Source organism: Paenibacillus sp. R-74696, from assembly GCF_055814915.1.
Window position 1 is genome coordinate 132092 of the sequence record NZ_JBPULM010000026.1, and the last position, 23836, is coordinate 155927.

19 protein-coding genes are annotated in these 23836 nt (G+C 49.4%); 5 read left to right on the forward strand and 14 right to left on the reverse strand.

Features of this window, described 5'->3' with window-relative positions; genetic code table 11:
• Positions 1-4: 4 nt before the first annotated feature.
• Both ACSR9A_RS09460 and ACSR9A_RS09465 read right to left on the reverse strand, forming a co-directional pair.
• Positions 5-3394: a tubulin-like doman-containing protein gene (locus ACSR9A_RS09460; RefSeq protein WP_473756915.1), complete on the reverse strand. Its 3390-nt coding sequence runs from the start codon at positions 3392-3394 to the stop codon at positions 5-7.
• Between the two features lie 726 nt (positions 3395-4120).
• On the reverse strand, positions 4121-5893 hold the full coding sequence (locus ACSR9A_RS09465; RefSeq protein WP_473756916.1) for a vWA domain-containing protein: 1773 nt from the start codon (positions 5891-5893) through the stop codon (positions 4121-4123).
• Positions 5894-6166: 273 nt separating this feature from the next.
• Between ACSR9A_RS09465 and ACSR9A_RS09470 the strand changes: the two genes are divergently transcribed.
• Both ACSR9A_RS09470 and ACSR9A_RS09475 read left to right on the forward strand, forming a co-directional pair.
• Positions 6167-7093 (forward strand): hypothetical protein, encoded by a 927-nt coding sequence (locus ACSR9A_RS09470; protein WP_473756917.1) that lies wholly within the window; start codon positions 6167-6169, stop codon positions 7091-7093.
• 412 nt (positions 7094-7505) lie between these two features.
• Positions 7506-8117 (forward strand): hypothetical protein, encoded by a 612-nt coding sequence (locus ACSR9A_RS09475; RefSeq protein ID WP_473756918.1) that lies wholly within the window; start codon positions 7506-7508, stop codon positions 8115-8117.
• A 103-nt stretch (positions 8118-8220) separates the two neighbouring features.
• Here the strand turns inward: ACSR9A_RS09475 and ACSR9A_RS09480 are convergent, their stop codons facing one another.
• The 4 genes from ACSR9A_RS09480 to ACSR9A_RS09495 all read right to left on the reverse strand — a co-directional run bounded on the left by ACSR9A_RS09480 (position 8221) and on the right by ACSR9A_RS09495 (position 11840).
• On the reverse strand, positions 8221-9174 hold the full coding sequence (locus tag ACSR9A_RS09480; RefSeq protein ID WP_473756919.1) for an aromatic acid exporter family protein: 954 nt from the start codon (positions 9172-9174) through the stop codon (positions 8221-8223).
• An 81-nt stretch (positions 9175-9255) separates the two neighbouring features.
• Positions 9256-10089, reverse strand: coding sequence for a methyl-accepting chemotaxis protein (locus ACSR9A_RS09485; RefSeq protein WP_473756920.1), 834 nt, complete (start codon positions 10087-10089; stop codon positions 9256-9258).
• Positions 10090-10245: 156 nt separating this feature from the next.
• Positions 10246-11412 (reverse strand): Gfo/Idh/MocA family protein, encoded by a 1167-nt coding sequence (locus tag ACSR9A_RS09490; RefSeq protein ID WP_473756921.1) that lies wholly within the window; start codon positions 11410-11412, stop codon positions 10246-10248.
• A 227-nt stretch (positions 11413-11639) separates the two neighbouring features.
• Positions 11640-11840: a cold-shock protein gene (locus ACSR9A_RS09495; protein WP_046231731.1), complete on the reverse strand. Its 201-nt coding sequence runs from the start codon at positions 11838-11840 to the stop codon at positions 11640-11642.
• A gap of 370 nt (positions 11841-12210) precedes the next feature.
• Here ACSR9A_RS09495 and ACSR9A_RS09500 point away from each other — a divergent pair, with 370 nt between their 5' ends.
• Together ACSR9A_RS09500 and ACSR9A_RS09505 are read left to right on the forward strand one after the other, a co-directional pair.
• Positions 12211-12888 (forward strand): cyclase family protein, encoded by a 678-nt coding sequence (locus ACSR9A_RS09500; protein ID WP_473756922.1) that lies wholly within the window; start codon positions 12211-12213, stop codon positions 12886-12888.
• Between the two features lie 996 nt (positions 12889-13884).
• On the forward strand, positions 13885-14541 hold the full coding sequence (locus ACSR9A_RS09505; protein ID WP_473756923.1) for a phosphatase PAP2 family protein: 657 nt from the start codon (positions 13885-13887) through the stop codon (positions 14539-14541).
• A gap of 150 nt (positions 14542-14691) precedes the next feature.
• Here the strand turns inward: ACSR9A_RS09505 and nikE are convergent, their stop codons facing one another.
• The 5 genes from nikE to nikA are packed head-to-tail and all read right to left on the reverse strand — an operon-like array spanning position 14692 to position 19806.
• Positions 14692-15513 carry a nickel import ATP-binding protein NikE gene (nikE, locus tag ACSR9A_RS09510; protein ID WP_473756924.1) on the reverse strand — a complete coding sequence of 274 codons (822 nt, stop codon included), beginning with the start codon at positions 15511-15513 and terminating at the stop codon, positions 14692-14694.
• A gap of 3 nt (positions 15514-15516) precedes the next feature.
• The gene (nikD, locus tag ACSR9A_RS09515) at positions 15517-16350 is read right to left on the reverse strand and encodes a nickel import ATP-binding protein NikD (protein ID WP_473756925.1); all 834 of its coding nucleotides are present in this window, start codon (positions 16348-16350) and stop codon (positions 15517-15519) included.
• 15 nt (positions 16351-16365) lie between these two features.
• Positions 16366-17196, reverse strand: a complete 831-nt coding sequence (gene nikC, locus ACSR9A_RS09520) for a nickel ABC transporter permease subunit NikC (RefSeq protein WP_445933823.1) — start codon at positions 17194-17196, stop codon at positions 16366-16368.
• The gene (gene nikB, locus ACSR9A_RS09525; protein WP_473756926.1) at positions 17196-18140 is read right to left on the reverse strand and encodes a nickel ABC transporter permease subunit NikB; all 945 of its coding nucleotides are present in this window, start codon (positions 18138-18140) and stop codon (positions 17196-17198) included. The genes nikC and nikB overlap by 1 nt, the downstream gene beginning before the upstream one ends.
• A 25-nt stretch (positions 18141-18165) precedes the next feature.
• Positions 18166-19806, reverse strand: coding sequence for a nickel ABC transporter substrate-binding protein (gene nikA / locus ACSR9A_RS09530; RefSeq protein WP_473756927.1), 1641 nt, complete (start codon positions 19804-19806; stop codon positions 18166-18168).
• A gap of 276 nt (positions 19807-20082) precedes the next feature.
• Here nikA and ACSR9A_RS09535 point away from each other — a divergent pair, with 276 nt between their 5' ends.
• On the forward strand, positions 20083-21429 hold the full coding sequence (locus tag ACSR9A_RS09535) for an MFS transporter (RefSeq protein WP_473756929.1): 1347 nt from the start codon (positions 20083-20085) through the stop codon (positions 21427-21429).
• 23 nt (positions 21430-21452) lie between these two features.
• Here the strand turns inward: ACSR9A_RS09535 and ACSR9A_RS09540 are convergent, their stop codons facing one another.
• Genes ACSR9A_RS09540 through ACSR9A_RS09550 form a run of 3 tightly spaced genes read right to left on the reverse strand, consistent with a single transcriptional unit; the run spans position 21453 to position 23825 of the window.
• The gene (locus ACSR9A_RS09540; RefSeq protein ID WP_473756930.1) at positions 21453-22190 is read right to left on the reverse strand and encodes an ABC transporter permease; all 738 of its coding nucleotides are present in this window, start codon (positions 22188-22190) and stop codon (positions 21453-21455) included.
• 1 nt (position 22191) lies between these two features.
• Positions 22192-22911 carry an ABC transporter permease gene (locus ACSR9A_RS09545; protein WP_473757076.1) on the reverse strand — a complete coding sequence of 240 codons (720 nt, stop codon included), beginning with the start codon at positions 22909-22911 and terminating at the stop codon, positions 22192-22194.
• On the reverse strand, positions 22911-23825 hold the full coding sequence (locus ACSR9A_RS09550; RefSeq protein WP_473756931.1) for an ABC transporter ATP-binding protein: 915 nt from the start codon (positions 23823-23825) through the stop codon (positions 22911-22913). The genes ACSR9A_RS09545 and ACSR9A_RS09550 overlap by 1 nt, the downstream gene beginning before the upstream one ends.
• Positions 23826-23836 lie beyond the last annotated feature (11 nt).

Sequence of the window (23836 nt, forward strand, 5' to 3'; positions counted from 1 at the left end):
AGGCCTACTTCAACTTTCTGCGTATGTCGTTTAGTTTGCTCGTCATTTGCTTGTAGAACTGGTACAAATCTTCTCCGTTCGCCAGCTCGATCCGCTCGTACTCCAGGCGGTCGCGGGCGTCGAGGAATGCATTAAACAGCTCATCCAGCTTATGAACGAGCAGCTTCGTATCCTCCGTTGCCGTCAAATCCGTCACCCGGCGCGATGCTTTGCGCAGCAGAGCGGCACGGTTTTTCTCATCCAGCGCCCGGAAGCTCTCGAACACTTCATGCTCCACGAAGCTGCTGCTCTTCATCAGATTGGCGAATGGCGTCCACGCCTCTTCCTCTGGGTCGCGGTCATAGACGTAAAGCGCGCCCTTCTTCACAATCGTATCCGTATAAAGCGCCTCAATAAATTGATCCAGCCACTTCTCCTCATCCTGATGCAGGCTCAGCAGCTTCTCAAGCTCAGCGACCTTGTCGCTAATCGAGTCGTATTTCGCCAGCTCCTCGCGCACACGCGCCAGCAGCTCTGGGGAACGAATAAGGTTTTCCTGCGCCAAATCTTCATTCAGGCTGCCGAAAATATCCTTCATTCCATCCGATGCCAAGCCTTCAGCAAGCAGTCGGCGAAGCTCAATGACTGCGCGCTTCACTTCTCCGAGATTCGGCTTAGCAGCAGCTGCCTCCATATTGTAGGAGCTCAGCAGCGCTTGCAGCTGGAATGGCTGGGTGAACTGCACCGCATAACGGCTGCTCATGCTGTTGTCTACACCCTTCTCGCTAATAATCCGGTAGCCAAGCGCACGCTGGAATTCGGCGCGAACGCGGGCATTATAGCCTTTCACCCTCGCATTGCTGTACGTATCGCCCCATGATTTTTCAGGAATTGGCGAAGGAAGATTCGTCCAGTTGACCTTCTCCGTCATCACGAGATGGCGGCCGACGCCTTCCTTATCGAGAATCGTCCGTTCATAGCTTTCCTCATATACCTTAAGCGGCGTATAGACGAACAGCGGCACACCATTTTTCGTATTCAGCCAGAAAATCCGGTTTTTCACTTCACTCTCTTTAATGGTGAAATGCGATTTCCCTACCGCATTGCTCTGGTAGTTGCGAATGCCCTTGAGTATGCTCGGCGCATGCTGCGGCACCGATACGAAGCCCCATGATGGGAAATGCAAATTGCCTGAGCTGTTGCTTAGATTGAATACGGCAACGGCCTCTTCATCCAGCTTAGTTGCAATAAAGCGTTCTACGAACTTCTCAATCGACTCGTCATTGCCATATTTCATCACGAGGAAATCTTCCATCGATCTCGTAATCAAATCGCCGAATTTATCGGTCAGGAAGTCGGAAATGGAATTGACGATGTCAATGTCCTTCTCCTTCACCCACTGGTCGGAATGGTCAAGCAGCCCCTGCGAGAAGTCGCGAATGAGCTCATCGACATCCTTCTTCTCCATGATGCGAGCGATCACATCGGAAATGTCTGGCACGCCGACCAAATTCCAATAGTAGGTTTTGTTGCCCTTGTGATCGGCTTGCTCGTCGCCATTGATCAGAATATCGCCATTTTTCGCAAAAATGCCGTTCAGCACGTTCAGCACTTCGGTAAATACGCTGTAGAAGCGATTATTCTCGTTGTTCAGCAGCTGATACAGATCCTCGTAGAACTCAATCATTTGCTCGGTACGCTCTACATCGGCGCGCAGCCAATATTCATTGATTTTAGCTTCGATATAGCTGTTTTTCTTCTTGTCCTTGGACACGAAGGCGCTCTTCGCATCGCCCATCCGCTCTTCCGCTTGAATGCTTGCCGACTCAATGTCGCGCGGCAGGCGCAGCAGCGTTTCGCGCAGCACCTCAATGTAGGAAAGCAGCATTTTCAGCAGGCAGAAGCCTTTCTCGGTGTGCAGCAGGCGGGATACGTAAAACGGTCCCTGCTCCGGATGCAGGAAGGTACGACGGATTTGATCGGTGAACTGGCCGACGATTTCCCCTGGCAGCTGCTTCTTCGCCTTCACATATTCCTCGCGGGCACGCGTCAGGAACGTCTGCTCCAGCTCCGTATCCATGTTGACCACCTGCATTTTCACCACATTGCTGTAGTTCAGGCGCTCGCTGTTCTCAAAGCCCGGAAGCGGCTCCGGCACACGCGACTCAAACGTCTTGATCATCGTATCGAGATCAATGCCGAGCTTGCGGGCAAATTTCTCCACATCATCCTGTGTCGGCGCTTTGTGGAACATTTTATCCATTTTGCTAAACAGGCGATACGCTAAAAAGGTCGTCATTTCCTCAATCGGCAGTACTGCCGAGGACGCACCAATAATGTTGTAATCGTAGTTAGCCGGATACTGCTTGTTCATTTGTGCAATATTCGTGCGGATGTTGCTAATATAGTCATGAATGGCGAATTCCTCGCCGGATTGCTTATCCTCGCTCGCCATAAAGTTCGTAATATTTTCCGCTGTCACGTTCATGCAGTAGTCATAAGCATTTTCCAGCAGCTTGCCCTCGGTATTCGTCGCCGAAATCAGATGGCAAAGGTTAAACGGCGGAAGCGGCGAATTGACGCTGAGAATGCTGCCGTATTGCTGCTTGAAGCGCTCGCCGCGGGCGTCAACATTCATCCAGTAGTCAAGCTCTTTGAGTGCAGCGTAGCCATTTTTCTTAATATACTCTCTAGTATGCTCGCTTAAGCTTTTGTTCGCGAGATTAATGTCCGGCGTAAAAAGGTACCCCAGCGTGTTGACGCGGTCAACACCCGCCGAGCCATGATCGCGCTCAATAATACCGCGCACAATATACGAAATATCAAGGAAGCAGCCGCTGCCCGTACCGCCGGATAGACCCGTAAGCAGGAATACCATCAGCTTTTTGCTCGTGCCGACGGAAAGCGTCTTGATTTTTTTATCGATGCTTTGCACAACCTGATTGATCTTTGTAAAGAGCAGCAAGCGTCCCGCTTGGCGTACGCCTGCCGCGCCGTTCATGCCATCGGTAATGCTCAGCTCTGGCGACAGCCAGTCGGTGATGTACGGCTCCAAAATGCTGCGGTTTTGCAGCAATCCGCCGACTTCGGCATTAGAGAGCAGTACAAACTCATTGATCGGGTCGAGGCCGATGCCTTTATATTTTTTGTTGCGGTCCTGTTCATTGGTCTCAAAAGCTAGAAACTCGACGTTATTCGGTTTTTCCAGCTTGCGTTTGGACAAAGGATCTTCCGGCAGCTTAAAGCGGCGGTTGATTTGATATTTTAGGCGCAGCAGCGCATCGATGCCGGTGCCGCCGAGGCCAATAATGAGAATAGGATTATCAATCGTATCGACGCGGATTTTCTCACTGACGATACCTCCGCCTAATGAAACATCTAGCTGCTGGATATGTTCTCTAACAATCGGCTTCATTTGTTCTACCTCCAAATGGTATGAATCATTGCTGTATACTTGTTAGAAGGATGGTGAGAAAGAAACTGCATTGCATGAAAAGATTGGCTTCCGATCGTCATTACCCTTGAATTTCTATTAATTATTCCCCAGGGGGGAAATTCAAGGGTAAAAACGAGCGCTAACGCTTCTCCAGTCCAATCTTTTCATTCCATTCCGCTTTTCTCACCATACCTCTAACCCTATATTGCCGCAAAAGCTATCTACAATAGACGACCGCAAGGCCCCATACCCCTCGCAAATCCTCTAATATTTTTGCTCCATGCTTTTTCTTTCCGCTGTTTGTTCGTGCTTTTGTTGTTGCTCTTGCTCTTGCTCTTGCTCTTGCTCTTGCTCTTGCTCTTGCTCTTGCTCTTGCTCTTGCTCTTTTTTCTTAGCTCTTTTATCTTTTATCTTTTATCTTTTATCTTTCATCTTTATCTTTATCTTTTAGGTTCACGGGGTGTTCTTCCCCGCTAGAACCCCCATGGTTTTAATGTTCTTTAAAACCCTTGCGGTGAAAGGGGAGCGCAGCGGAGTGAAAGGTTTGAGCTGGAGAAGCGGAGCGTTCGCTTTTGCCCTTGGAATTGTACCGTTGAGCGGTTTATTCAACAATTCCAAGGGCAATGGCGATCGTAAGCCAAACCTTTCACGCCGCGCAGCTCCACTCTTCACCATCCCCATCCGTTTTACGAACCCCAAAACCATCTAAACAATATATTCGATAAAAATCGTCTTATCGATCTGCTGCAAAGGAATCGTCAATCGTTCCCCGCTCTTGACCTCAAGGCCGCCGCTGGCATCAACCGCACGCCCGGATTTCTCCACCGTACACGGCGAGCCATTACGAAGGACAAGGCGGTCGCTGTTGCCCGGCACGAAAATGAGCTTCTCCGTCTCTTTCAGCTCCGGTGCCAGCTGCAGCAGCTGATGCAGCGAGAATTTGCCTCGGAAGGCGTTAAGCTTCTTATATTGAGGAAACGTTTTGTCGCCCGTATTTTCATCGCGAATCTCGATGACCATTTGGCCGACAAAGCCACGCCGCGCTTGTTTCAAGTAACGCATAATGAAATATGCAGCGACCAGCAGCGCAATCAGCACAAGCGCTCCGATAATGACGGGAATGAGCGGGAATGGCTTTTCGCTTTCCGACGCAGTCCCCGTGCCTGTGCTCGCCGAGGCACCGCCTTTAGCGCTAATTTTCACGACAGCTGTTTCACGGTAGAAGCTTGCCTCCTCCGCACGAACCTTCAGCTCATAATCATGTTTGTCTGCCACCTTATAGGTGCCTTCAAAATGATCGCCCGCATTGTTCAGCTGAACTTCCTCTGTGGTGCCCGTGTCCAAATCATTGACGTACAGAACCGCCTTCATGTTGCGGTATTGCTCCTGATCGCTTAGCTTATTCCCGCCGCTTACCAAATAAGCATTAATCGGGATGCTGTCGCCTTTGCTGTATGACGAGCTTTTCAGCTTATCCATCTCCAGCGCCAGATCATAGTTGAAAATAAGATTGATGTCGATTTTGTCGCGATCCGCACCCTTCACTTGAAGCGTCCAATCGCCCTCCTCCGGCTTAATTAGCTTCATCAGGGAGTAGGTCTTGGATGTCGAGAGCAGCACCTGATCACTTGGAATAGCGATTTTGTTGCCGGAAGGATCGATGAGCCTTGCCTCCACCTGCTTGGAGGATGTAATGGATATATTCGCTTCAAGCACGTTGCTGTTTGGCACCGTGATTTTAACATCCTGATAATTGCCATCTGCTGTAAAAGAATCGACAGGCACTACATTCAGCTGCGAATGGCTGGCGAAAATTTCACTTAGAATTTGCGGCAGATCAGCCGCTGTATTTGTGGAAAACGATTTACCGCCCGTTTGTTGGGACACGCTTTCCAGTGCCGCTTTATTCAGCTTGCCATCCGCATTCAGTCCAATTGTATAGACGGGATAGCCCTTGCTGGTCGCTTCCTTGAGCGCCTCAGCCATATCAGCATCCGAATCGGCCTGCGTGCGGCCCGACTTCGAATTAAAATCGTTGTTGCCATCCGCCAGCACGATGATCAAAGGCTCATGATCGGGGTCGGCACCGTCATTCAAAATTTGCACCGCCTCTTTCACGCCGACAGCGATGTCGGTATAGGCCCCTCTTTTGAGCTGGTCAATGAACTGCTTGAGGTTGGTCTTATCAGCGGCCGAGCTAATTTCTAGCAGCGCCTTCTCCCGCTGAATTTGATCGGTATAAGATACGACACCCACCTGATCGCCTTTCTCGGACAGCATGTCGATAAACATCTTCATCGCCTCATTGCCGATGCCGCCCGGATCACTCGTGCTCATTGACTGGCTGACATCCAGCACCAGAACGGCGTCGATTTGCGAGCTCTGTGCGGCTGCATGTGCAGGAGCAGGAGCAAATCCAGCTAATGGAAGCAGCGTTATAAGTAATAACAGGGTGAGGTAACGATATATTTGAATCATCTTTTGGCTCCTTCTCCACAAATTAAGCATATTGGTCCTTGTTGTCTCAATAATGATATACTGTCAGTATACCTGATAGAATCGCTTAAATCACTTCAAGCATAAGAGAGGACTCGCGCTTATGGTTACATACGTATGTCTGGGAATATTGTTTCTTTTCGTCGTGCTCCGGGGTGTCCACTACTACAACCAGCGTAAAAAAGCACCTACGCCAGAGCAGCTTGATCAGCTTGCCTTAGCTATCTTCAAGAACAACGATCGGGGGAACTCGTGATGAAAAAGATAGCCGTGCAGCTGAATCCCTACATTAAAACACGACAAGCTTATGAAAAGCTTAAAATTTGCCGCAGCTGCGGCCGCTTCACCATACTCGGCGATAGCATATGCCCCTCCTGCGGAAAATCTTCCCTCATTAAACTGGAGAAAAAGGCGCTATCGCTGCAACGAAGAAGCATCGTTAAGGAATCTATTCTCATCCTTGCCCTTGTTGCCGCTGGAATATTCTTTTCAGAGTCGACTTTGCAGACAAGTCTTTGCGCTGCTGGCGGCGTAACGTCGCTCATTCTCCTCTGGATGCTGCGCCGAAACACACATTCCGAACGGGTAAGCTACCAGTTAGGGAGGCTGCTGCAGAGAGAATCGTTTAAGCTGGTGGACGGGCTGCGGCTCGACCGCGAAGCAGCGATTGAGGTGTTCCACAACGACGAGAAGCAGCAAGCGTATGAGATGCTGCGCGAGATCGGCACGCTCGTCCGTACGGACCAAATTAAGGTAGAGCAAATTTTGCTGCTGCAATCATTCGTACTGCGCAAAGATATGGACCTGATGCTGGAGCCGCTGTTGCTCGACCACTTCAATCCGGATCTTGTCGAGTATATGGGCGAGCTCACCAAGCTGAAACGGGGTTTGCTGAAGGAGAAGGCGTTCCGCTACGCCCTCATTCATGAAGCGCAAATTTTGCGCATGAAGGACGGGGAGCCTATTCTCGTCGGTATTGCCGGAGCAGCCGTCCGCTTGAAGCGCTACGTCATTTTATACCCGCATCTGGTTATGCGTTATGCGCGCAAGCTGCCGAAGGACCGCTTCCTGCGGCTCTACAATGTCATTCGCAATAACCCGCAGCATAACTGGGGAGCGCTTGGCGCGGAGGTTTCCGAAATCTATAATGAAAAATACAAATGGGACACTCAGTTTCAATAGAACAGCAACATGACCGCTGGCCCAAGGTGAAACGGCTGTCGACGTCCTCAGGCGGCGCGGTGCGTTTCAGTCCGAGAAATAGAGAGAAAGGATGGCGAAACCATATACTTTCCTCTATTTTAAAGCTGGAAAAACTTCCTTTTCTCTATACTACCTATTTTTAGGTAAAAAGAATAGCGCAAACCCAGCTTTTGCTGTCGAAAAACAGCTACCCTCGTACGTTTGGACGCCATATTCACATAGGGATTTCCCAATTACGGGAGGAAGCGCGCCAGCACGCGCGGCAGGGGCATTTTTCGGCAGTTTCACACTAGTTTTAGCGATTCGACACTACCTTTGTCACCCTAGCAGGGAGTACCTCATTCACCACGAATACTTAACAGCAAAGACGAATGAAACGAGGTGCTCGCTAATGAATCTGTTAAAAACGAAAGATGCTGCCAGACAGCTAGCTGTGAGCGAAACGACGATCAGACGCTGGGTTGCCCTATTCCCTGCCTCCTTTAGCAAGGATATGTTCGGTCATTATATTTTTGATGAGCCTGCTTTAGAGAAGCTGCAAAGCGTAAAGACAAAGCTTGAGGCGGGTGAGCTGCTTCATGAGATGACCTTGCCTGAGCTCATTCAAACGGTCGATGTCACCGGGCTGCAGCAAGTTGCTGCAAGTGTCGCTGGTGCTGCCGCTCACTTCCCTGTTTTCAGCCCGGAAGATACGAAGAGCAAAATCGATTCCGCTTGGGATTTCAAAAATCCGCAGGAAGAGCTGGCAGAACGCCTAGAGCGCATAGAAGGAACGTTGTCGCGCAAAGCTGACGAGGTTATTGGCGTGCAGCTGCTTCATCACCGCGAGGAGCTGGAGGAAATTCGTCAAACGCTTAATCAATTGGCGGCTTCCCTATCGAGCATGCAGGAGCGTAATAAGCAGCTGTCGTCACTCGTATCCTTGCAGCCTGAAGCAGTAGGCATGGAGCGCAAGCCGCATAAGAAAAAAAATCTCTTCCGCCTGCCCTTCTCCTTCTTCTGAAAGCGGCACTTGCCGACCAGCCATAAAAAAGCCAAGCCACCCTCTCCCATTGTGCAGGAAGAGAATAGCTTGGCTTTATTGTTTTGCTTGCCGGTTCAGAGGGCTAAAGTGTATTGACGAAACGCTCCAGCTCATTGGCCACCGCAAACAGGCTGGCGCGGTTTTCAAATTCATCCCTCGTCTGCGGCAAAGGCAGCAGCTTATGATACTCGCGCACGCCGCGCAGCATTTCATAAAAATAATCGTAACGGTCTTCTCGCGAAGACTCGGCTTCGCCAACGTAGGCGCTGAGCTGCTCCATACATTCGCCAATCCGTTCGCCTTGCTCCAGCTGCGAAGTAATTTGCGAAACAAGCGGCAGCAGTCGCTCCAGCAGATCATATTGCTTGCGCTTCTGCTCAAAATATTGACGATAGCTCGGCCCTTTCTTGAGCGACCGGTAATTTTCCGCATCCAGTTGGGCGATCTGGCTCGCCTTCCGCAGCACCGTTTCCAGCTGCAGCAGCTCATTGCCGTCCCACAGCGTATACCCCTTCTTCAAATAACAGGCATATTCCTTGAGAATGACGGCAATATAACGCTCCGTCTCCTGCTTGTAGCGGGTCATTTCCTTATCAATACTCGGCATGTAGCTGTTTACCAGCAGCGCAACGCCAAGGCCAATCACGACGACGAACAGCTCATTGAGCAGAAAAGAAACCTCGACCTTCCCATGGACAAACACATGCATCATAATAACCGCGCTGCTGGCTATGCCTTCATGTATGCGCAGCTTCACGCAAAACGGAATGAACAGCAGCAGAACGACCAAAAAGGCATACGCATGGTAGCCGAGCAATTGAAACATGAGCATCGAGAAAAGCATGCCCGTCATACAAGCAAGAAAGCGGCTGACCGCCGCTTGATTCGACTGGCGGCGGGACCGCTGAATGCACAGCAGCGTCAAAATACCCGCTGCCGTAAAGTTTTCCAGCTGCAAATAATGGGCGATTAAGATCGACAGGCTGACGCCAACCGCCGTCTTAATCGTCCGAAAACCGATTTTAATGACTTTCACCTGATTTCATTCCAGTTGTAGGGTATGCTCGAATCATAGCATACATCCGCAAATGGAGTAAAATCGCCCTTTGCTATCGATTTATTGCTGATACGAGATGACTTTTTTAATGAAGCCGTGCATTTCCAGCCCCGTTTCGTTCATCTTCTCAATAACCTCCATGAGATTGCTGACCAGCTTCGCTTGCTCTTGGGAGGATGACGTTATTTCGGCAATTTCCGTTTCCATCAGCTTGATTGACTCCTGCACCAGCTTGAGCGACTGCTCAATTTGTGTAGTCGCACCTTTCGTATCCACGGACAGCTTGCGAATTTCCGACGCCACCACGCCAAAGCCTGCTCCCGCTTCACCTACACGTGCTGCTTCAATTGCCGCATTGAGCCCAAGCAGGTTGGTTTGCTCTGAGATTTCGCGGATAAAGCCTGCGACTTTATTGACATCGCGTGACTTTTCGACCGCTTCCTTCGTATTAATTAAAATTTCCTCGGATGTCGAGTTCAGCTGCTCCGAATGGGCAGCCAGATGCTGGACACCATCGAGCAATTTCCCATTAAAATGCTCCGTCTTATCCATGAGCTGTTTCAGCAGCTCTTGATTATCCATTTTGTAGGTGACGCACAGGCAAGCTTGCATTCCACCTTGTTCATTTTTTATAGGCAAAAATAAGCAATCCAGCGGCACACCCGCTATTTCCTTCGGAATATGGGCTACCGTCTTCTCGTTGCCATTCTTCAAATCCTTATAGTTCTGATTAACCTCCAGCAAAGGGTCGCCGGATTTATATCCGAGCTTGAACGGGTCCTCTGTATCATAATAAACAAAGGATTTCTCATCAATGATGGATAGTGAAACATCTTCACGAATCATTTGTCGAATGAAAGGCATGGCTTCAATCAGAGCTTGAACGGTAGTCATAATTTCCCATTTCCCCTTTATTAAAAGCGTTATACTATAATATCGACAGCAAGGTTAATTTTATGGAGTGTTAATTCATAATAATTCTAGTGTACTGGAAGGTCCCACAAAAAAAGACATAGCGCTTCATATAAAGCAGCCATGTCTCTATTTCCGCTATACTTCCAAAATCTCAACCTTAACCCACGTCTCCGTCGCTTGGCTTTTCAAAATAGCATCCGTCGTGCTCATCGAAACATGCCCGTCCAAAAACGTTGCGAAAGGCGGCTCCTCGCCGCTCAGCTGCTTGCCGTCGCGAATATACGCATAGAAATGCTGCATCATGTTCTTGATGGCATCCGGCCAGCCTTCATTATGCCCACCCGGATGATGAATGGAGGAACGGGCGTCTGCCGCAAAAAGCGCCGGATCAGCCATCAAAACCTCATTCGCCTTGTCCCGGTAGCCAATCCACAGCTTTTCCGCTTCCTCCTGGTTCCAGAAGGTTGATTTCTCCGTGCCATTCAGCTCGAAGCTGAGCCGGTTTTTGCGCCCCGCGCTCACTTGCGATACCGAGAAGGCTCCCTTCGTTCCGTCGGTGAAACGCAGCAAGACGGTTGCATAGTCTTCCGTATCAATCGCTACATCTTCATATTCTACGTTATCTCCTTGCTTCTGATACGTTTCGGAAGCCTGCTTCGGCTTCTTCCGTACGGGATGCACGGTGGAGAAATCAGCGAATACCGCGTCAATCTTTTTGCCCGTTACATATTTAATCAAATCGCACCAATGCGAGCCTATATCCGCTATCGCTCTGGATCTGCCGCCGATATCCGACGACATCCGCCAGTTATAATCCGTTTCGTACAGCAGCCAGTCCTGCAAATAGCTGCCGTGAACCAAATTGACTTTGCCTAAATCGCCATCCCTTACCATAGATGCAAGCTGCTGAATAATCGGAAACTGGCGATAATTGAAATTAATGCCGTGGACGATGCCTTTTTCCTTCGCAAGCCGCAGCAGCTCCGCCGATTCCCTACTAGAAATCGCCAGCGGCTTTTCTGAAAGCACATGCTTGCCCGCTTCAATGGCTTCCTTCGTAATTTGATAATGCAAATGGTTCGGCGTACAGTTATGAATCGCCTGAATATCGGGATTTTTCAGCATGTCCCGGTAATCGCCATAAGCGAGCGGCACACCCAGTTCCTTCGCCTTTTTGTCAGTGGAGCTTTGATCCGAACCGGAAACCGCTATCACTTCTACAAAGCCTAGCCTTCGGCAGGCCTCTATATGCGCTGGACCGATAAAACCTGCCCCTATTACGCCTACTTTTATTTTTTCCACTTTCTTCACCAACCCGTTAGTCTAATGGAAGAAGCTCTTATTCTGGTAAGCGCTTTCGTCATCCTAAACATGATTCCCTTTCAGTGTAGCGCTCGCCCAGCCTTTCGTCAACGCTCATACAATGGGGCGTTTGCGCTGATTATTTATAAAACACAAAAAAACAGCTGCCGGGAAAATCCCGAACAGCTGTCTTTGATCCCTTGCGGGAATTTAGTCCGTTTTAAAGCCTACAGCTTTACAACGTTCTCGGCTTGCGGTCCACGGTTACCTTGAACCACGTTGAATTCAACTTGTTGACCTTCGTCCAAAGTTTTGAATCCGTCGCCAGTGATTGCACTGAAATGTACGAATACATCGTTTCCGCCTTCAACTTCGATAAAACCAAAGCCTTTTTCAGCGTTAAACCATTTAACTGTTCCTGTTTGCATAAGAGCACCTCCTTCTTTATAAAACATGACCCCATTATTTCGTTAAAAATAAGAAATCACATATGGTAGCAGGCTATAACCTCAAAAACCATAACCTTCTATCATATGTGAATTCAGGTCTAATTTTTTATTACCCTTATCATAACACATCTGTTTAGAAAACACCAGCGTAAATGTAAGCGATTAAAAAAAAGCGCGGAAACAGCGGGTTTAGCCGTATTTTCCTGGCTCTTTTGGTCATGAATAAGCCGCTTCATCAATAGGATAGTTCCATGCTGTATTAGGCGGCGAGACTGGCTTGCTTCAATTACAGACTCGCGAGAGCAGTAGAAAAGGCACTACAAAATAAATATAAAGGAGAGTACTTGAAATGAAGCGACTGCTCTTGTCCTATCCGCTAAGTGTGCATACTCCTGTCTATAAAGATAATCCTCCTGTTGAGATCGTGCAGCAGTTCAGCATCCAAAGAGGCGACCTGTTTAATCAATTTATTATAAAAACCATTAATCATAGCGGCACCCACATCGACGGTCCCTGGCATTTTAATCCGCAAGGCAAAAAATTAAGCGACCTTCCCATTGATTATTTCGTCTTCACCCATGTGACCGTCCTCGATATTCCCAAAACCGATAATGAGCTGATTACTAAAGCAGATCTAGAACCTTTCGCCAACCAAATCGCCGGTTCAGATTTGCTGCTCATTCGCACGGGATTCGGCGAAATTCGTGAGTCTGATCCTGTTCGCTACGGCAATCATAACCCCGGTTTTTCCGTATCCGCCGCAAACTACTTAATGGTGTTTGATTCCCTGCGGGCTGTAGGCATGGATTTTATTTCTTCTACATCTCCACTGCATATGGATGAAGGCATCGCGTTCCACCAAACCATGCTTGGGAAAGACCGGGTGGATGGACGATTTATCCTGTTGATCGAGGATATGAACTTAAATCATAATTTGTCCAATGTGAGCGTCGTCTACGCGGTGCCCTTGTTTATTGAAGGAGTCGACAGCAGCTTCGCTACGGTTTTCGCTGAGAAGCGCTATTGAGTACTTAGCACGTAAAAAAAGAAATCCATAGCCTAACGCGAGCGCCTGTTAACCTGCTCGCGTTAGGCTATGGATTTCCTTCCCTTCATGTTTCATCCCCTGATCATTATTCTAACAGCTCCCCAATAACGACAAATTTGGTGTCTCCTAACGAAGAGAGGGGCGCTAACATCTAAAAACACGACAAAAAAAGACTGCTGGTCATTTCCCAGCAGCCTTCAGTAACCCTATTCCACTTGCCTGCATATCCTTTGATGCATACGCATTTGTTTTCAATAAGCTTAGCTTTTCATCGAATTCAGCTGTGATTCGCCTTGGTACAGCTCCTTGAGCATGCTTTGGTAAAAGTTGTGCTCTTGGCCGCTCAAGCCTTCCCGGTTATTTTTAAGAATGAATGAGTTCAAGTGTCGTTTCAGAATTTCGTTTCGGCGTCCCAACATCTTCTTGTAAGTCAAGTGAGTAACCTCCATTTTGTTCAAATATAAGAGTTATAAGTTTCACACTATAATTACGCTTATATTTCTCGGACTGAAACGCACCGCGCCGCCAAAGGACGGCGACAGCCGTTTCACCTTCTCCCCAGCGATCGGGTTTCTTTAAGTATAGCGGACTTTGCAGGATGTATAAAATCCGGTCAGACCGCCTCTGGTCCGATAATATGTGCTTAGCCACTCTCTCACAAGCTCATGGGAGGCATCCAGAAACATCCTGCCATATTCTCCCGATAACGTACCAAACCGGCTGAAACAGCCTGTATGCCCTACCATCGAAAACGCGATTGTGTTTCAGGAGAAATCAGGGAAATCGCATACAATTTGAAATAGGAAGCTAAATTGTCTATAGTTAAGGCATAGAAATGACTAGCGTAAACGACTGTCGCCGTCCTCTGGCGGCAAAGCTAACGTTTCGCGGTGAAATATGAGCCCATTATAAGTGTGATACTTATATAAGCTAATATTTTTAAAAATTGTATGTGCGTCGCTTAAGGAGGCCGTGATGAAGTCGTTTTTTTTACGATGGTGGCATGTATTGGGTGTTTCAACCATTTATATACAAGGATTGATTTACTTATGGATTGGGAGAAATGCAGGTGCCATTGAAACCGTCCATTACAACTATTATTGGATTGACTTAAAAATCCCTTTCCTCTCCTGGTTTGTCTTTCCTTATATGAGCTGGATGCCTGTCATGTATTTGGCGTTTATCTACTTTGCCATTGTTGACCGCAAAATCTATTGGCGCGTTCTAGCTGCCTACAATATTGCCGTTATGGGCTGCAATGTGATTTTTCTATTGTTTGCTACGTATGTGCCGCGCCCGGACATTGAACCAAGCAATTTGGCGCTGACGCTGGTACAGTTTATTTATAACAATGATGCTCCGCTTAATTGCTTCCCAAGCGTGCATTGCCTCACCAGCTATTTGCTGTTCATTACGATCAACCGAGACCTGAAGCTGGGTAACGTTTCCCGTATCGCCTGGAGCGTCCTCATGTGGCTGATCATCGCCTCTACCGTATTCATTAAGCAGCATTCCCTGCTTGATGTTGTTGGCGGCATTCTCGTCGCTGAGGTCACGTATCAGCTCGTTCGCATGGCAGCTAACCGCTTCTATGTGCGTAAGAAGCAATACGTCGGCAGCAAGGCGATGTGACAAGGCAGCGTACTCGCTGCCACTGTGAATCTACTTGCCACATTCGTGCTTAGCGGCATCCGTCATTAATAATGCAAACAAAGAAGACTCCAAAGCCACTTTACAAGTGGGGCTGGAGTCTTCTTTGTTTGCGATCTTCTATGTCTACGATTAAGCCTCTGAACGGCTGCCCAACGAACGTGAACGATAGCGAGGATGCTCAGGAAGCATCGCGGCAAGCAGTTTTTTCACGGCCCTGTGAGGGGATGCAAAAACTTGATCTTTATCGTCGCACATCTCAACGATTTGCCCATGCTCCATTACTGCAAGCTTATCCGATATGGAGTAGGCCGCTTTAATATCATGCGTAATAAACACATACGAAAGCCCAAAATCCGCCCTCAGCTCGCTTAATAAGCTCAAAATATGCGTTTGATTCACCATATCGAGACTGCTGACCGATTCGTCCAGCACAATCAGCTTTGGCTTTAAAGCAATCGCTCTCGCAATATTAATACGCTGCAATTGGCCTCCGCTAAATTGGTTCGGGTATTTCCGCATGTCATCCGGCTTCAGGCCGACCCGTTCAAGCAGCCCGCCAATCGTTCTTTTTTGCTCCTGCAGGGACAGACGCTCATAATTTTCCAATGGCTCCCCAATAATCTGCTCCGCCGTCGCACGCGGATTGACCGATGAGTAGCAGTCCTGAAACACCACTTGCAAATCCCGGCGCAATGCTCTGCGTGTCGCTTTATCCGAGTGATAAAGATCATGTCCCTGAAAGAAAACCTGACCTGCCTGCGGCCTTTCCAATCCGAGAATCACTTTGCCTAATGTGCTTTTTCCCGCACCGCTCGTCCCGAGCAGACCGAGGCATTCGCCTTCCTCCAGAGCAAGAGAAACATTCGAGAGCACAGGGGCACGCTTGGAAGAACGCCATAGCAGCCTCGTCTCACCATAGGTATGGGTGACTTCCTTTACCTGCAGCAGCATACGTTACCCCCTGTTTTCAAAATACCCGCTCAAATGGTCCGGCAGCTTCGGTCTGGCATTCAGCAGCTTCTGCGTGTATGGATGCTGCGGGTGGTCAAACAATTGAAACACATCTGCCTTTTCTACAATCCGCCCCTGCTGCATCACAGCAACCTCGTCCGCCAATTCCGAAATGACGCCTAAATCATGGGAAATGAGCAGAATCGACGTGCCATGCTCCACACGCAGGCGATCCAGCTCTCTCAGCACCTGCAATTGGTTCACGACATCCAGCGCCGTTGTTGGTTCATCTGCAATGACGACCGCTGGACGCAGAACCATGCATATCGCAATCATGACCCTTTGCAGCATGCCCCCGCTGAGCTGGAACGGATACAAGTTCAGCAGCTTGGCGGGATCAGGCAAATTCATCGCCTCCATCGCGGTGACTGCCAGCTCTGCTGCTTGTTTTTTCGTAAGGGCGGTATGCGTGCGAATCGTTTCAATGAAAGGAACGCCAATCGTATATACCGGCGTAAAAGCATTCATTGGATTTTGCATAATGAAAGACATTTCTTTGCCGCGTATTCGCCGCATGTCCTCCGCCTTCAGACCATTCAGCTCACGGCCATTCAATTGAATGCTGCCTTCGACGGTCGTATGCTTCGGGTCCAGCAGCTGCAGCAGGGAATTGCAGGTTACCGACTTGCCGCTGCCGCTCTCTCCTACAAGGCCAAGCACCTGGCCACGCTCAATATCAAAATGAATATCCTCGACTAGGGAAAGCATCCCTTGCTCCGACTTTACTTTCACACGCAAGCCGCTTACCTGCAGTACCTTGCGAGATTTTTCCACCATGGGCCTCATTCCTATTCACATCCGTCGTTTTACCCCAAACCGCTCCGACAACGCCTCGCCTAAAACGTTGAATGTAATGACCACAAGCAAAATCATCAAGCCCGGATATAACATCAATTCCGGATGGCTGCGAATAAAGGCTTTGCCTTCATGAATCATCGCTCCCCACTCCGGGGTCGGCGGCTGAATGCCGAGGCCTAGAAACGATAAAGCCGAGATATCCATAATCGCCCAGCCCATTTCAAGCGTTCCCATGACCAAAATCGGCGGCAGCACATTCGGAATAATATGCCGTCTAATAATTTTCCACTCAGAGGAGCCGCTGATACGAGCGGCGGTAATAAACTGGCGTTCTTTTAAGCTGATAACCATGCCGCGGAACATGCGGGCGTAATACACCCACTGTACCAGCATCAATGCGAGCACAACCTGCAGCAGTCCCGGTCCAAAAATGCCGACCATACCCAGCACAAGCACGAGATTCGGAATCGTCATGACCGCTTCGCAAAAGCGCATCAGGCAGGCATCCAACCAGCCCCCTCTATACCCTGCAATGGTTCCTATCACTAAGCCAATCCCCAGGGAGGCAATGAAAATCAGGAACGCTAGGCCAAGCGAAATACGGGCGCCATGCAGCAGACGCGAAAAATTGTCACGCCCTAAATGATCGGTACCGAGCCAATAGTCTGCCGAGGGCGACTGCAGCTTAAGCGCCAAATTGACTTTAATGGGATCATGCGGCGAAATCCATGGAGCTAAAAGCGTCACTATTGCGAAAACTAGTAAAATGGCCGTGCATATGGCAATCGCTTTCTGGCCCCTCAGGACGGTGCGTAGTCTCGCAATCACTGGTCGGTTCTTCCTTTCAGGGAAATTCGGGGATCCATATAAAGCTGTACCAAATCAACGATTAAATTGCAGATAATGAACAAGCAAGCCGCAAGGAAAACATAACACTGGATGACCGGAATATCACGATTGAAAATCGCATCGACAAAATAACGTCCGAACCCCGGCCAGGAAAATACCTGCTCCACGATAATCGTCCCGGTCAGCAATTTGCCAAAGTTCATGCCAAGTCCTGTAATGACGGGCGAAATCGCTATTTTCAGCACATGCTTGACCATAATAATCCGCTGTTTGATTCCACGCGTCTTCGCATATATCACATACGACTCCTGCAATTGCTCCAATACACTCGCACGCAGCAGCCGGGTATAGATAGCGATAAGAGCGAGTGACAGCGTTAGCGTCGGGAGCACGAGATGCTCCCACGAGCCTTTGCCTTCTACGGGAAGCAGATCCAGCTTGACGGCGAAAAAAAACATCAATAAATAACCGAGCCAAAACTGCGGGATGGACGCCCCGAAATAGGAGAGCCCTCTACTGAAATAATCAATCAAGCTGTTTTTATAAATGGCCGATAAAAAGCCGAGCGGGATGCTGACGAGCATCGCAAACAAAATGCTGCTGACGGCGAGCTGCACCGTCGCGGGCATTTTCGACACCACATCCTCCCATACCGGCTCATTCGTCATATACGATTGCCCAAAATCAAGCTGCGCCATCTTGACGACCGTATGCCAATATTGAACAAGTAAAGGCTGATCCAGGCCAAATTCATGTCTCTTCTCGGCGAGCAGCTCCTCCGTCGGATGAATATGGGCAGCTGTTAAATAGGCTTCCGCTGGGTCTACAGGCGAAACATGAATCAGCACGAACGTAATAAGAATGGCAAAAAGAATGATGGGAACGATTGCGAGCAATCGCTTCCCGATATAGCTGATCATGGATTGCCTCCCTGCTGGCTGCTTGCTACTGGCTAATGTTTATTCCTTCAAAAGGATTTTCGTCCCGGTTCGCAGGGAACGCAAAGTCCGTCACCTTGTTTTGGAACACGACCGTTTTCTTAATATAGGAAATTGGCACAATCGCCGACTGCTCCTGCAGCGTCAGCAAAATCGAGCTGTAAAGCTGCTGGCGCTTCGTCTCATCCGTCGAGGCAAGCGCTTCATGAATTTGCTCATCGAGCTCTTGCTTCATTGGCAAGCCGGAATTGGCTTCGGCAACACCCCAGCCTTTTTCTGCTACAACATTAATGAAGGAATGCGGGTCATAAGGTGCTCCGTAGTTGTACCAGAAATCAAGGTCAAAATCGCCCGCTTTCCGGCGTTGAATTTGCGTCGTGAGCTCAAGTCCCGTAATGTTCAGCTTAACGCCGATAGCGCTCCATTCGGCTTGCATCGTTTCAGCCATCGCTTTTTGAATCGGATCAGTCTTATCGAAGATCAATTCCAGCTCTAATGCCTGTCCATCCTTCTCGCGAACCGCTTTCCCGGCAGGCAGCTTCCAGCCCGCTTCATCTAGGTAAGCAGACGCTTGGTCCGTGTTGTATTCAACAGGCTGTACGTCGATATCCGTGTAAGGGAAGTTTTTGGACAAAATCGTATCCGCCTTTTCCTCAAGGCCGAGCGTAATGCCTTCAACCATCGCCTGCTTATTGAAGCCAGATTGGAGCGCCAGACGCACCCGCAAATCGGAAAGCTTGTCATTGGTTGTATTCAGCAGCAAGCTTCTTGTTCCGACCGGCTCGGACAATTGGGTTGTATACTTTCCGGATTCTTTCAATTGATTAAAGGCATCCATACTGATGACACCTTCTCCATAAATCAAATCAAGCTCGCCTTTTTCAAACGCCAATACGCGTGTTTCCGGGTCAGGAATGATTTTGACGGTGATTTTATCGATTTTTGGACTTTCGCCCCAGTAATTCGGGTTGCGCGTAAATACGGCATATTCGTCCTTCTTGTATTCAGCCAGCAACCACGGTCCTGTTCCAACCGGCTCTTTAATTCCTTTAGAAGTGTCTCCGTCATCCGGGAAACCGGCTTCACCCAGGAAACGAACGGGGCGAACGAGCGAGAGATCCTGAATAGCTGGATAATACGCCTGCTTAAGCGTCATTTTAAAGGTGTATTCGTCAACAGCTTCCGTCTTGTCCAGAACGTTGATAACGCCAAGCCAGCTGTGCAAATTCGGGTTTTTCATGACCGCATCAAAATTTTTCTTCACGATCGCTGCATTAAAAGACGTTCCGTCGGAAAATTTCACATTTTGACGAAGCTTGAAGGTATATTCCTTGCCATCCTCCGAAATTGTCCATGATTCAGCCAGCATCGGCTCAAGCTTGCCTCCTGCTTTATAGCTGACCAATGGCTCATAAATCATCGATTGGGCAAATAGCTGTGAAGGGTTATAGGTGTGGGGATTCATCGTTCCAATATCGCGCGGCCAAGATAGCGTAATGGCCTTCTCTGTTGCAACTGCTGCGTTTTCAGCAGTTCCATTGCTCGCACTTGGAGCCGCTTCCTGCTTCGTACATGCCATAAGCACGGTTGATACGAGGAAAATCGTAGCTGCAATAGCTAGCAGCGTTTTCTTGGTCGTTCTAATCATGTTGTCGTTATCTCCGTTTCGATTCAGTAATAATGATTCTCACTAATAATAGAGAAAAGCGTATAGGCTGTCAATGAGCTTTCTCATGACTACGCCACAAGCCGTCCTCTTAAGAGCTTTCTGAATTTTAGGTAAGACATGACGCGCCAAGGAATCCCCTGGACTTCTATACGCTCCTAACCGCTCATGTTATACTTCATGAAAGTTAAAATTCCACATGGGAAGCAGTAGAGTCGTTTAACGAAAGCACTGTTCATCATCAGATTGGGGATCGTTATGTTTGGATACGGCAAGGCCATTAAACAGCTTGCGCCCGCTGCAAAATGGCTGATTTTTAGCGAAATATGCTTTGGAATGACCATGGGGCTGTCGAGCCTTGTGCTGAATTTATATTTTTTATCCAAGGGTGTGAATGAGGGGGCAATCGGTCACCTAACATCGGTCAGCACCTTAATTGGAGGAGCTGTCGGCATCCCCGCCAGCATGCTGGCAGGGCGTCTGGGTAGAAAGCGCATTATGGTCATCGGCATCAGCTTGATGTCCGGCAGCTTTGCGCTGTTTGCAGTGAGCGACCACTTGCTTCTATATTATTGCGCTCAGGCTATGCTGTCCTGCGGCATCGTATTCATTGTCGCAACGGAAACACAGCTGTTGTTTCAATATAATCGTTCACGGGAATCGGAAACGCAGGCTTACAGCCTGTTTCTTGCTGTATTTATGTTCTTCAACATCGGCGGTACGCTGCTCGGCGGGTATTTGCCCCGCTGGCTTGGCACGCCTGAAGACAACTATGAGCCGCAGCTGTGGCTGGCAGCGATATTCATGCTGCTGCTTGCGATCATTCGCGGCTTGAAGCTGCCTTCTGACCGCCACGCTGCAGTGAAGCAGCAAACGCAGGAGGCACACCACCCGGGAGATGATCGACTGACAGCGGCAGCGAATGCTAGGAAGACGGGAGCTGGCTGCGAGGATCGGGTGACCATTGTGGAAAAATCCGCTTCGCGTAAATTCACGCGTTCGCTCGCTCAACTATTGCCGACGAAGCAGGTTTGGCTGCTGTCCGGGTTTATTTTCATATCCGGCATTGCTGGCGCTTTAACCATGCCCTTCCTGAACGTCATCGTAAAGTACCAGCTCGATTGGGAAAATGAAGCCGTATCGTCGCTGCTCGCAGCCCATTATTTCTTCTTATTCATCGGCACCTTGCTCGTGCCTTCAATCTTGTCCAGGCTCGGCGAGGTGAAAACGTATATGCTTCTGTTCGCGCTTACCATTATAAGTGCAGCGGTGCTGTCCCTAACGAGCTCGGTTAGCCTGTTCGCTGGCGCTCTGCTGCTGCGAGGCGGGCTGTTCGCCTTCCTTAATACGCTGATTGACAGCAACACAATGTCGTCGCTCCCGGACGAGGACCGCAACAGCTTTGCGGGTCTGCGCTCTCTGTTCCGCAGTATAGGCGGCGCGGCGGCTGCCTATGCTACAGGATTAATGCTGGAGCACAAAAATGTCCAGCTCCCTTTTCTCATTACCGCTATCGTTATGCTTATTAGCGCCCTCTACTTCTGGTATGTGGTCAGGCCGCTCTTGCATAAGCAGCAGAAAACGCAGCAGCAGCTCAAACCGTAAGGCTGAGCTGCTGCTGCCTGTTATTATATTTCTTTAGCTCGAAAATAGAGCAGGCCGCCGATAAAAAATAAAAGCAAGCTGCCTATAATCGTCATAAACAAGTTCATTGGAGGCATAGTGAAGGCACCATAATTTTCGGAGCCCAGTGCCAGCATCGCAATCGTCGGCTGCGCCCAAGGATAAAAGGGGCCATACTCCGCTGAGTTGATAACTAATATATTCGGCAGCGTCAGCATGACGTTAATCGTTAGCGGCGCTGCAAAACTGCTCCAGCTGGTGGATGCCCACAGCTGAAGCGCTGCTAATGGCAAGCAAGCGAGCCAACCTCCCAGCAAGCCCAGCAGCATGAAATGCCAAGGGATTTCATGGAGTCCGCGGGCAGCACCTGTAATGAGCACCGCTGCCAAGAAAAGCAGCTGCACACCGATGAGCAGCTCGGAAACGAGCCAGAACTTGGCGAAATACAGCGATTTACGCGATATTGGCAGCGCCAGCAGCTGCTTCCAGCCTCCCCCTGCATGCTCATAGCGGCAGACGAAAGCCGCAAAGACGCCTGTCAAAATCGGCAAAAGCAGCACCGCATGAAACAACGCCATGGATGAATACAAGCCTTCATATTGCTCGGCAGGCGTGCCCTCTATTGAATTAGAGAGAATGCCTAGAAAAAGAGCCAGCAGCGGACTAATGGGAACGAGCAGCCAGATGAAGGTACGGGATAGCTTAAGCCGCTCGGAAGCCAGCAGCCTCATGAATGCAGCCATTTTAGACCACATCCCTTCGGCCAAAATGGACAGAGCCCAGTGAAAAAATAACGAGCCCGGTCAATATTCCTGCGCCGATATAAAGCTCTCCCTGCTCGCCTCTGAAGGCGAGCAGCGGCCAGTTCAGCGGCAGCCACGTATATTTGGCCGGAAGATACAAGGAAGCTATCGCGGTAACGATCCCGGCGGAAATGGAGAAGCCCTGATTGCGAAAGGTCATGCAGAGCCATAACATGCATGCAAGCATGGGCAGCGCACCTGCATAAGGATAGAAGCTTAGCCGCAGCACCTCTGTCAGCGGAAAGTGCCAGCCGAAGCCAAGCAGCACACCTAAGGCGACAGAGAACACAGCAAGCAGCAGGCAGGAGCATGCCAACAAAATCGCGCTCAGCGCAAATTTCGCAGCAAACACCGTCAGCCTTGATATAGGCAGCGCCAGCAGCTGCTTCCATGAGCCTGTGCCATGCTCCACATTCGCCAGCAGCGAGCTGACAAGCACACAGCCGAGAAACAGCGATATTGGTACAAACATGAAGATGTTATGCAGCAGGCCGCCCCATAAATCTTCGGAATATTGCTTCACCAAATAGTCATAACGAAGCCCAAAATTGACAGCTTGCAGCAATACAACGCCAAAAGGAGCGAATATTACGAGCGCCCAAAGCCCTTTACGACGTATTTTCAATAAATCGGCAGATAGTGCCCTGAAAAGCATGCCCATCACCTCTGTCCCCCTTCCCCAACAATTTGCAGGAAAAGGTCCTCCAGCGACTTTCTCTTTTCCTCGATGCGGTACACTTCATGCTTGCGCGCTACTAATTGATTGACCATCTGCGCCGCAGCAGCATCACTAACTCCTTCCAGTGTAATGAGCGCGCCCTCTCTGACAGCGTCCAAGCCCTGCTCATACAAGGTGAGCAGCGCCGCTTGCGGGTCGGATACCCGCAGTACAATCGAGCCTTGTGCCTGCTGCTGCAAATTTTGAATCGTATCCTGAAAAACAAGCTCCCCTTGGCGAACAATGCCCACCGTTCTAGCCATTTGTTCAACCTCGCTCAGCAAATGGCTGGAGATGAGCACCGTAATGCCATGCTGCTGCGGCATGCGCTTAATCAGCTCGCGAATTTCCAAAATGCCGGATGGGTCGAGGCCATTCGTTGGCTCATCCAATATCAGCAGCTCCGGATTGCCCAGCAATGCGCTGGCGATGCCAAGACGCTGCTTCATGCCGAGCGAATAGCCCTTTACGGGCCGCCGGGCTTCCTTCGTTAAACCAACGATGTCCAGCACCTCGGAAATTCTCGTCTTTGGAGCATCAATAATTCGGCGAATCGCCTCCAAATTATCGATTGCTGTTAAATGCCCGTAATAGGACGGGTACTCCACCAGCGAGCCAATTTTGCGAAGAATCGCCAGCCGTTCCTTTTGCAGCGCTTTGCCAAAAATATGCACACTGCCGCTGGACGGCTTAATCAGCCCAAGCAGCATGCGGATGGTCGTCGTTTTTCCCGCGCCATTGGGCCCAAGGAAGCCATAAATGTCGCCTTTGGCAATTTGCAAATTCAGACCCGATACGGCGTAGCGCCCTTTATATTTTTTACTAAGTCCCTTCGTTTCTATGACCCACTCGTTCATGTCTATCACCT

Excerpts from the sequence above, each read along its gene's own strand:
- ACSR9A_RS09485 (WP_473756920.1), bottom strand. The coding sequence starts at position 10,089 with ATGACTACCGTTCAAGCTCTGATTGAAGCCATGCCTTTCATTCGACAA.
- nikA (WP_473756927.1), bottom strand. The coding sequence starts at position 19,806 with ATGATTAGAACGACCAAGAAAACGCTGCTAGCTATTGCAGCTACGATT.
- ACSR9A_RS09460 (WP_473756915.1), bottom strand. The coding sequence starts at position 3,394 with ATGAAGCCGATTGTTAGAGAACATATCCAGCAGCTAGATGTTTCATTA.
- nikB (WP_473756926.1), bottom strand. The coding sequence starts at position 18,140 with ATGATCAGCTATATCGGGAAGCGATTGCTCGCAATCGTTCCCATCATT.
- ACSR9A_RS09470 (WP_473756917.1), top strand. The coding sequence starts at position 6,167 with ATGAAAAAGATAGCCGTGCAGCTGAATCCCTACATTAAAACACGACAA.
- ACSR9A_RS09495 (WP_046231731.1), bottom strand. The coding sequence starts at position 11,840 with ATGCAAACAGGAACAGTTAAATGGTTTAACGCTGAAAAAGGCTTTGGT.
- ACSR9A_RS09465 (WP_473756916.1), bottom strand. The coding sequence starts at position 5,893 with ATGATTCAAATATATCGTTACCTCACCCTGTTATTACTTATAACGCTG.
- ACSR9A_RS09475 (WP_473756918.1), top strand. The coding sequence starts at position 7,506 with ATGAATCTGTTAAAAACGAAAGATGCTGCCAGACAGCTAGCTGTGAGC.
- nikD (WP_473756925.1), bottom strand. The coding sequence starts at position 16,350 with ATGGTGGAAAAATCTCGCAAGGTACTGCAGGTAAGCGGCTTGCGTGTG.
- ACSR9A_RS09505 (WP_473756923.1), top strand. The coding sequence starts at position 13,885 with ATGAAGTCGTTTTTTTTACGATGGTGGCATGTATTGGGTGTTTCAACC.
- nikE (WP_473756924.1), bottom strand. The coding sequence starts at position 15,513 with ATGCTGCTGCAGGTAAAGGAAGTCACCCATACCTATGGTGAGACGAGG.
- ACSR9A_RS09535 (WP_473756929.1), top strand. The coding sequence starts at position 20,083 with ATGTTTGGATACGGCAAGGCCATTAAACAGCTTGCGCCCGCTGCAAAA.
- ACSR9A_RS09540 (WP_473756930.1), bottom strand. The coding sequence starts at position 22,190 with ATGGCTGCATTCATGAGGCTGCTGGCTTCCGAGCGGCTTAAGCTATCC.
- ACSR9A_RS09500 (WP_473756922.1), top strand. The coding sequence starts at position 12,211 with ATGAAGCGACTGCTCTTGTCCTATCCGCTAAGTGTGCATACTCCTGTC.
- ACSR9A_RS09545 (WP_473757076.1), bottom strand. The coding sequence starts at position 22,911 with ATGGGCATGCTTTTCAGGGCACTATCTGCCGATTTATTGAAAATACGT.
- ACSR9A_RS09550 (WP_473756931.1), bottom strand. The coding sequence starts at position 23,825 with ATGAACGAGTGGGTCATAGAAACGAAGGGACTTAGTAAAAAATATAAA.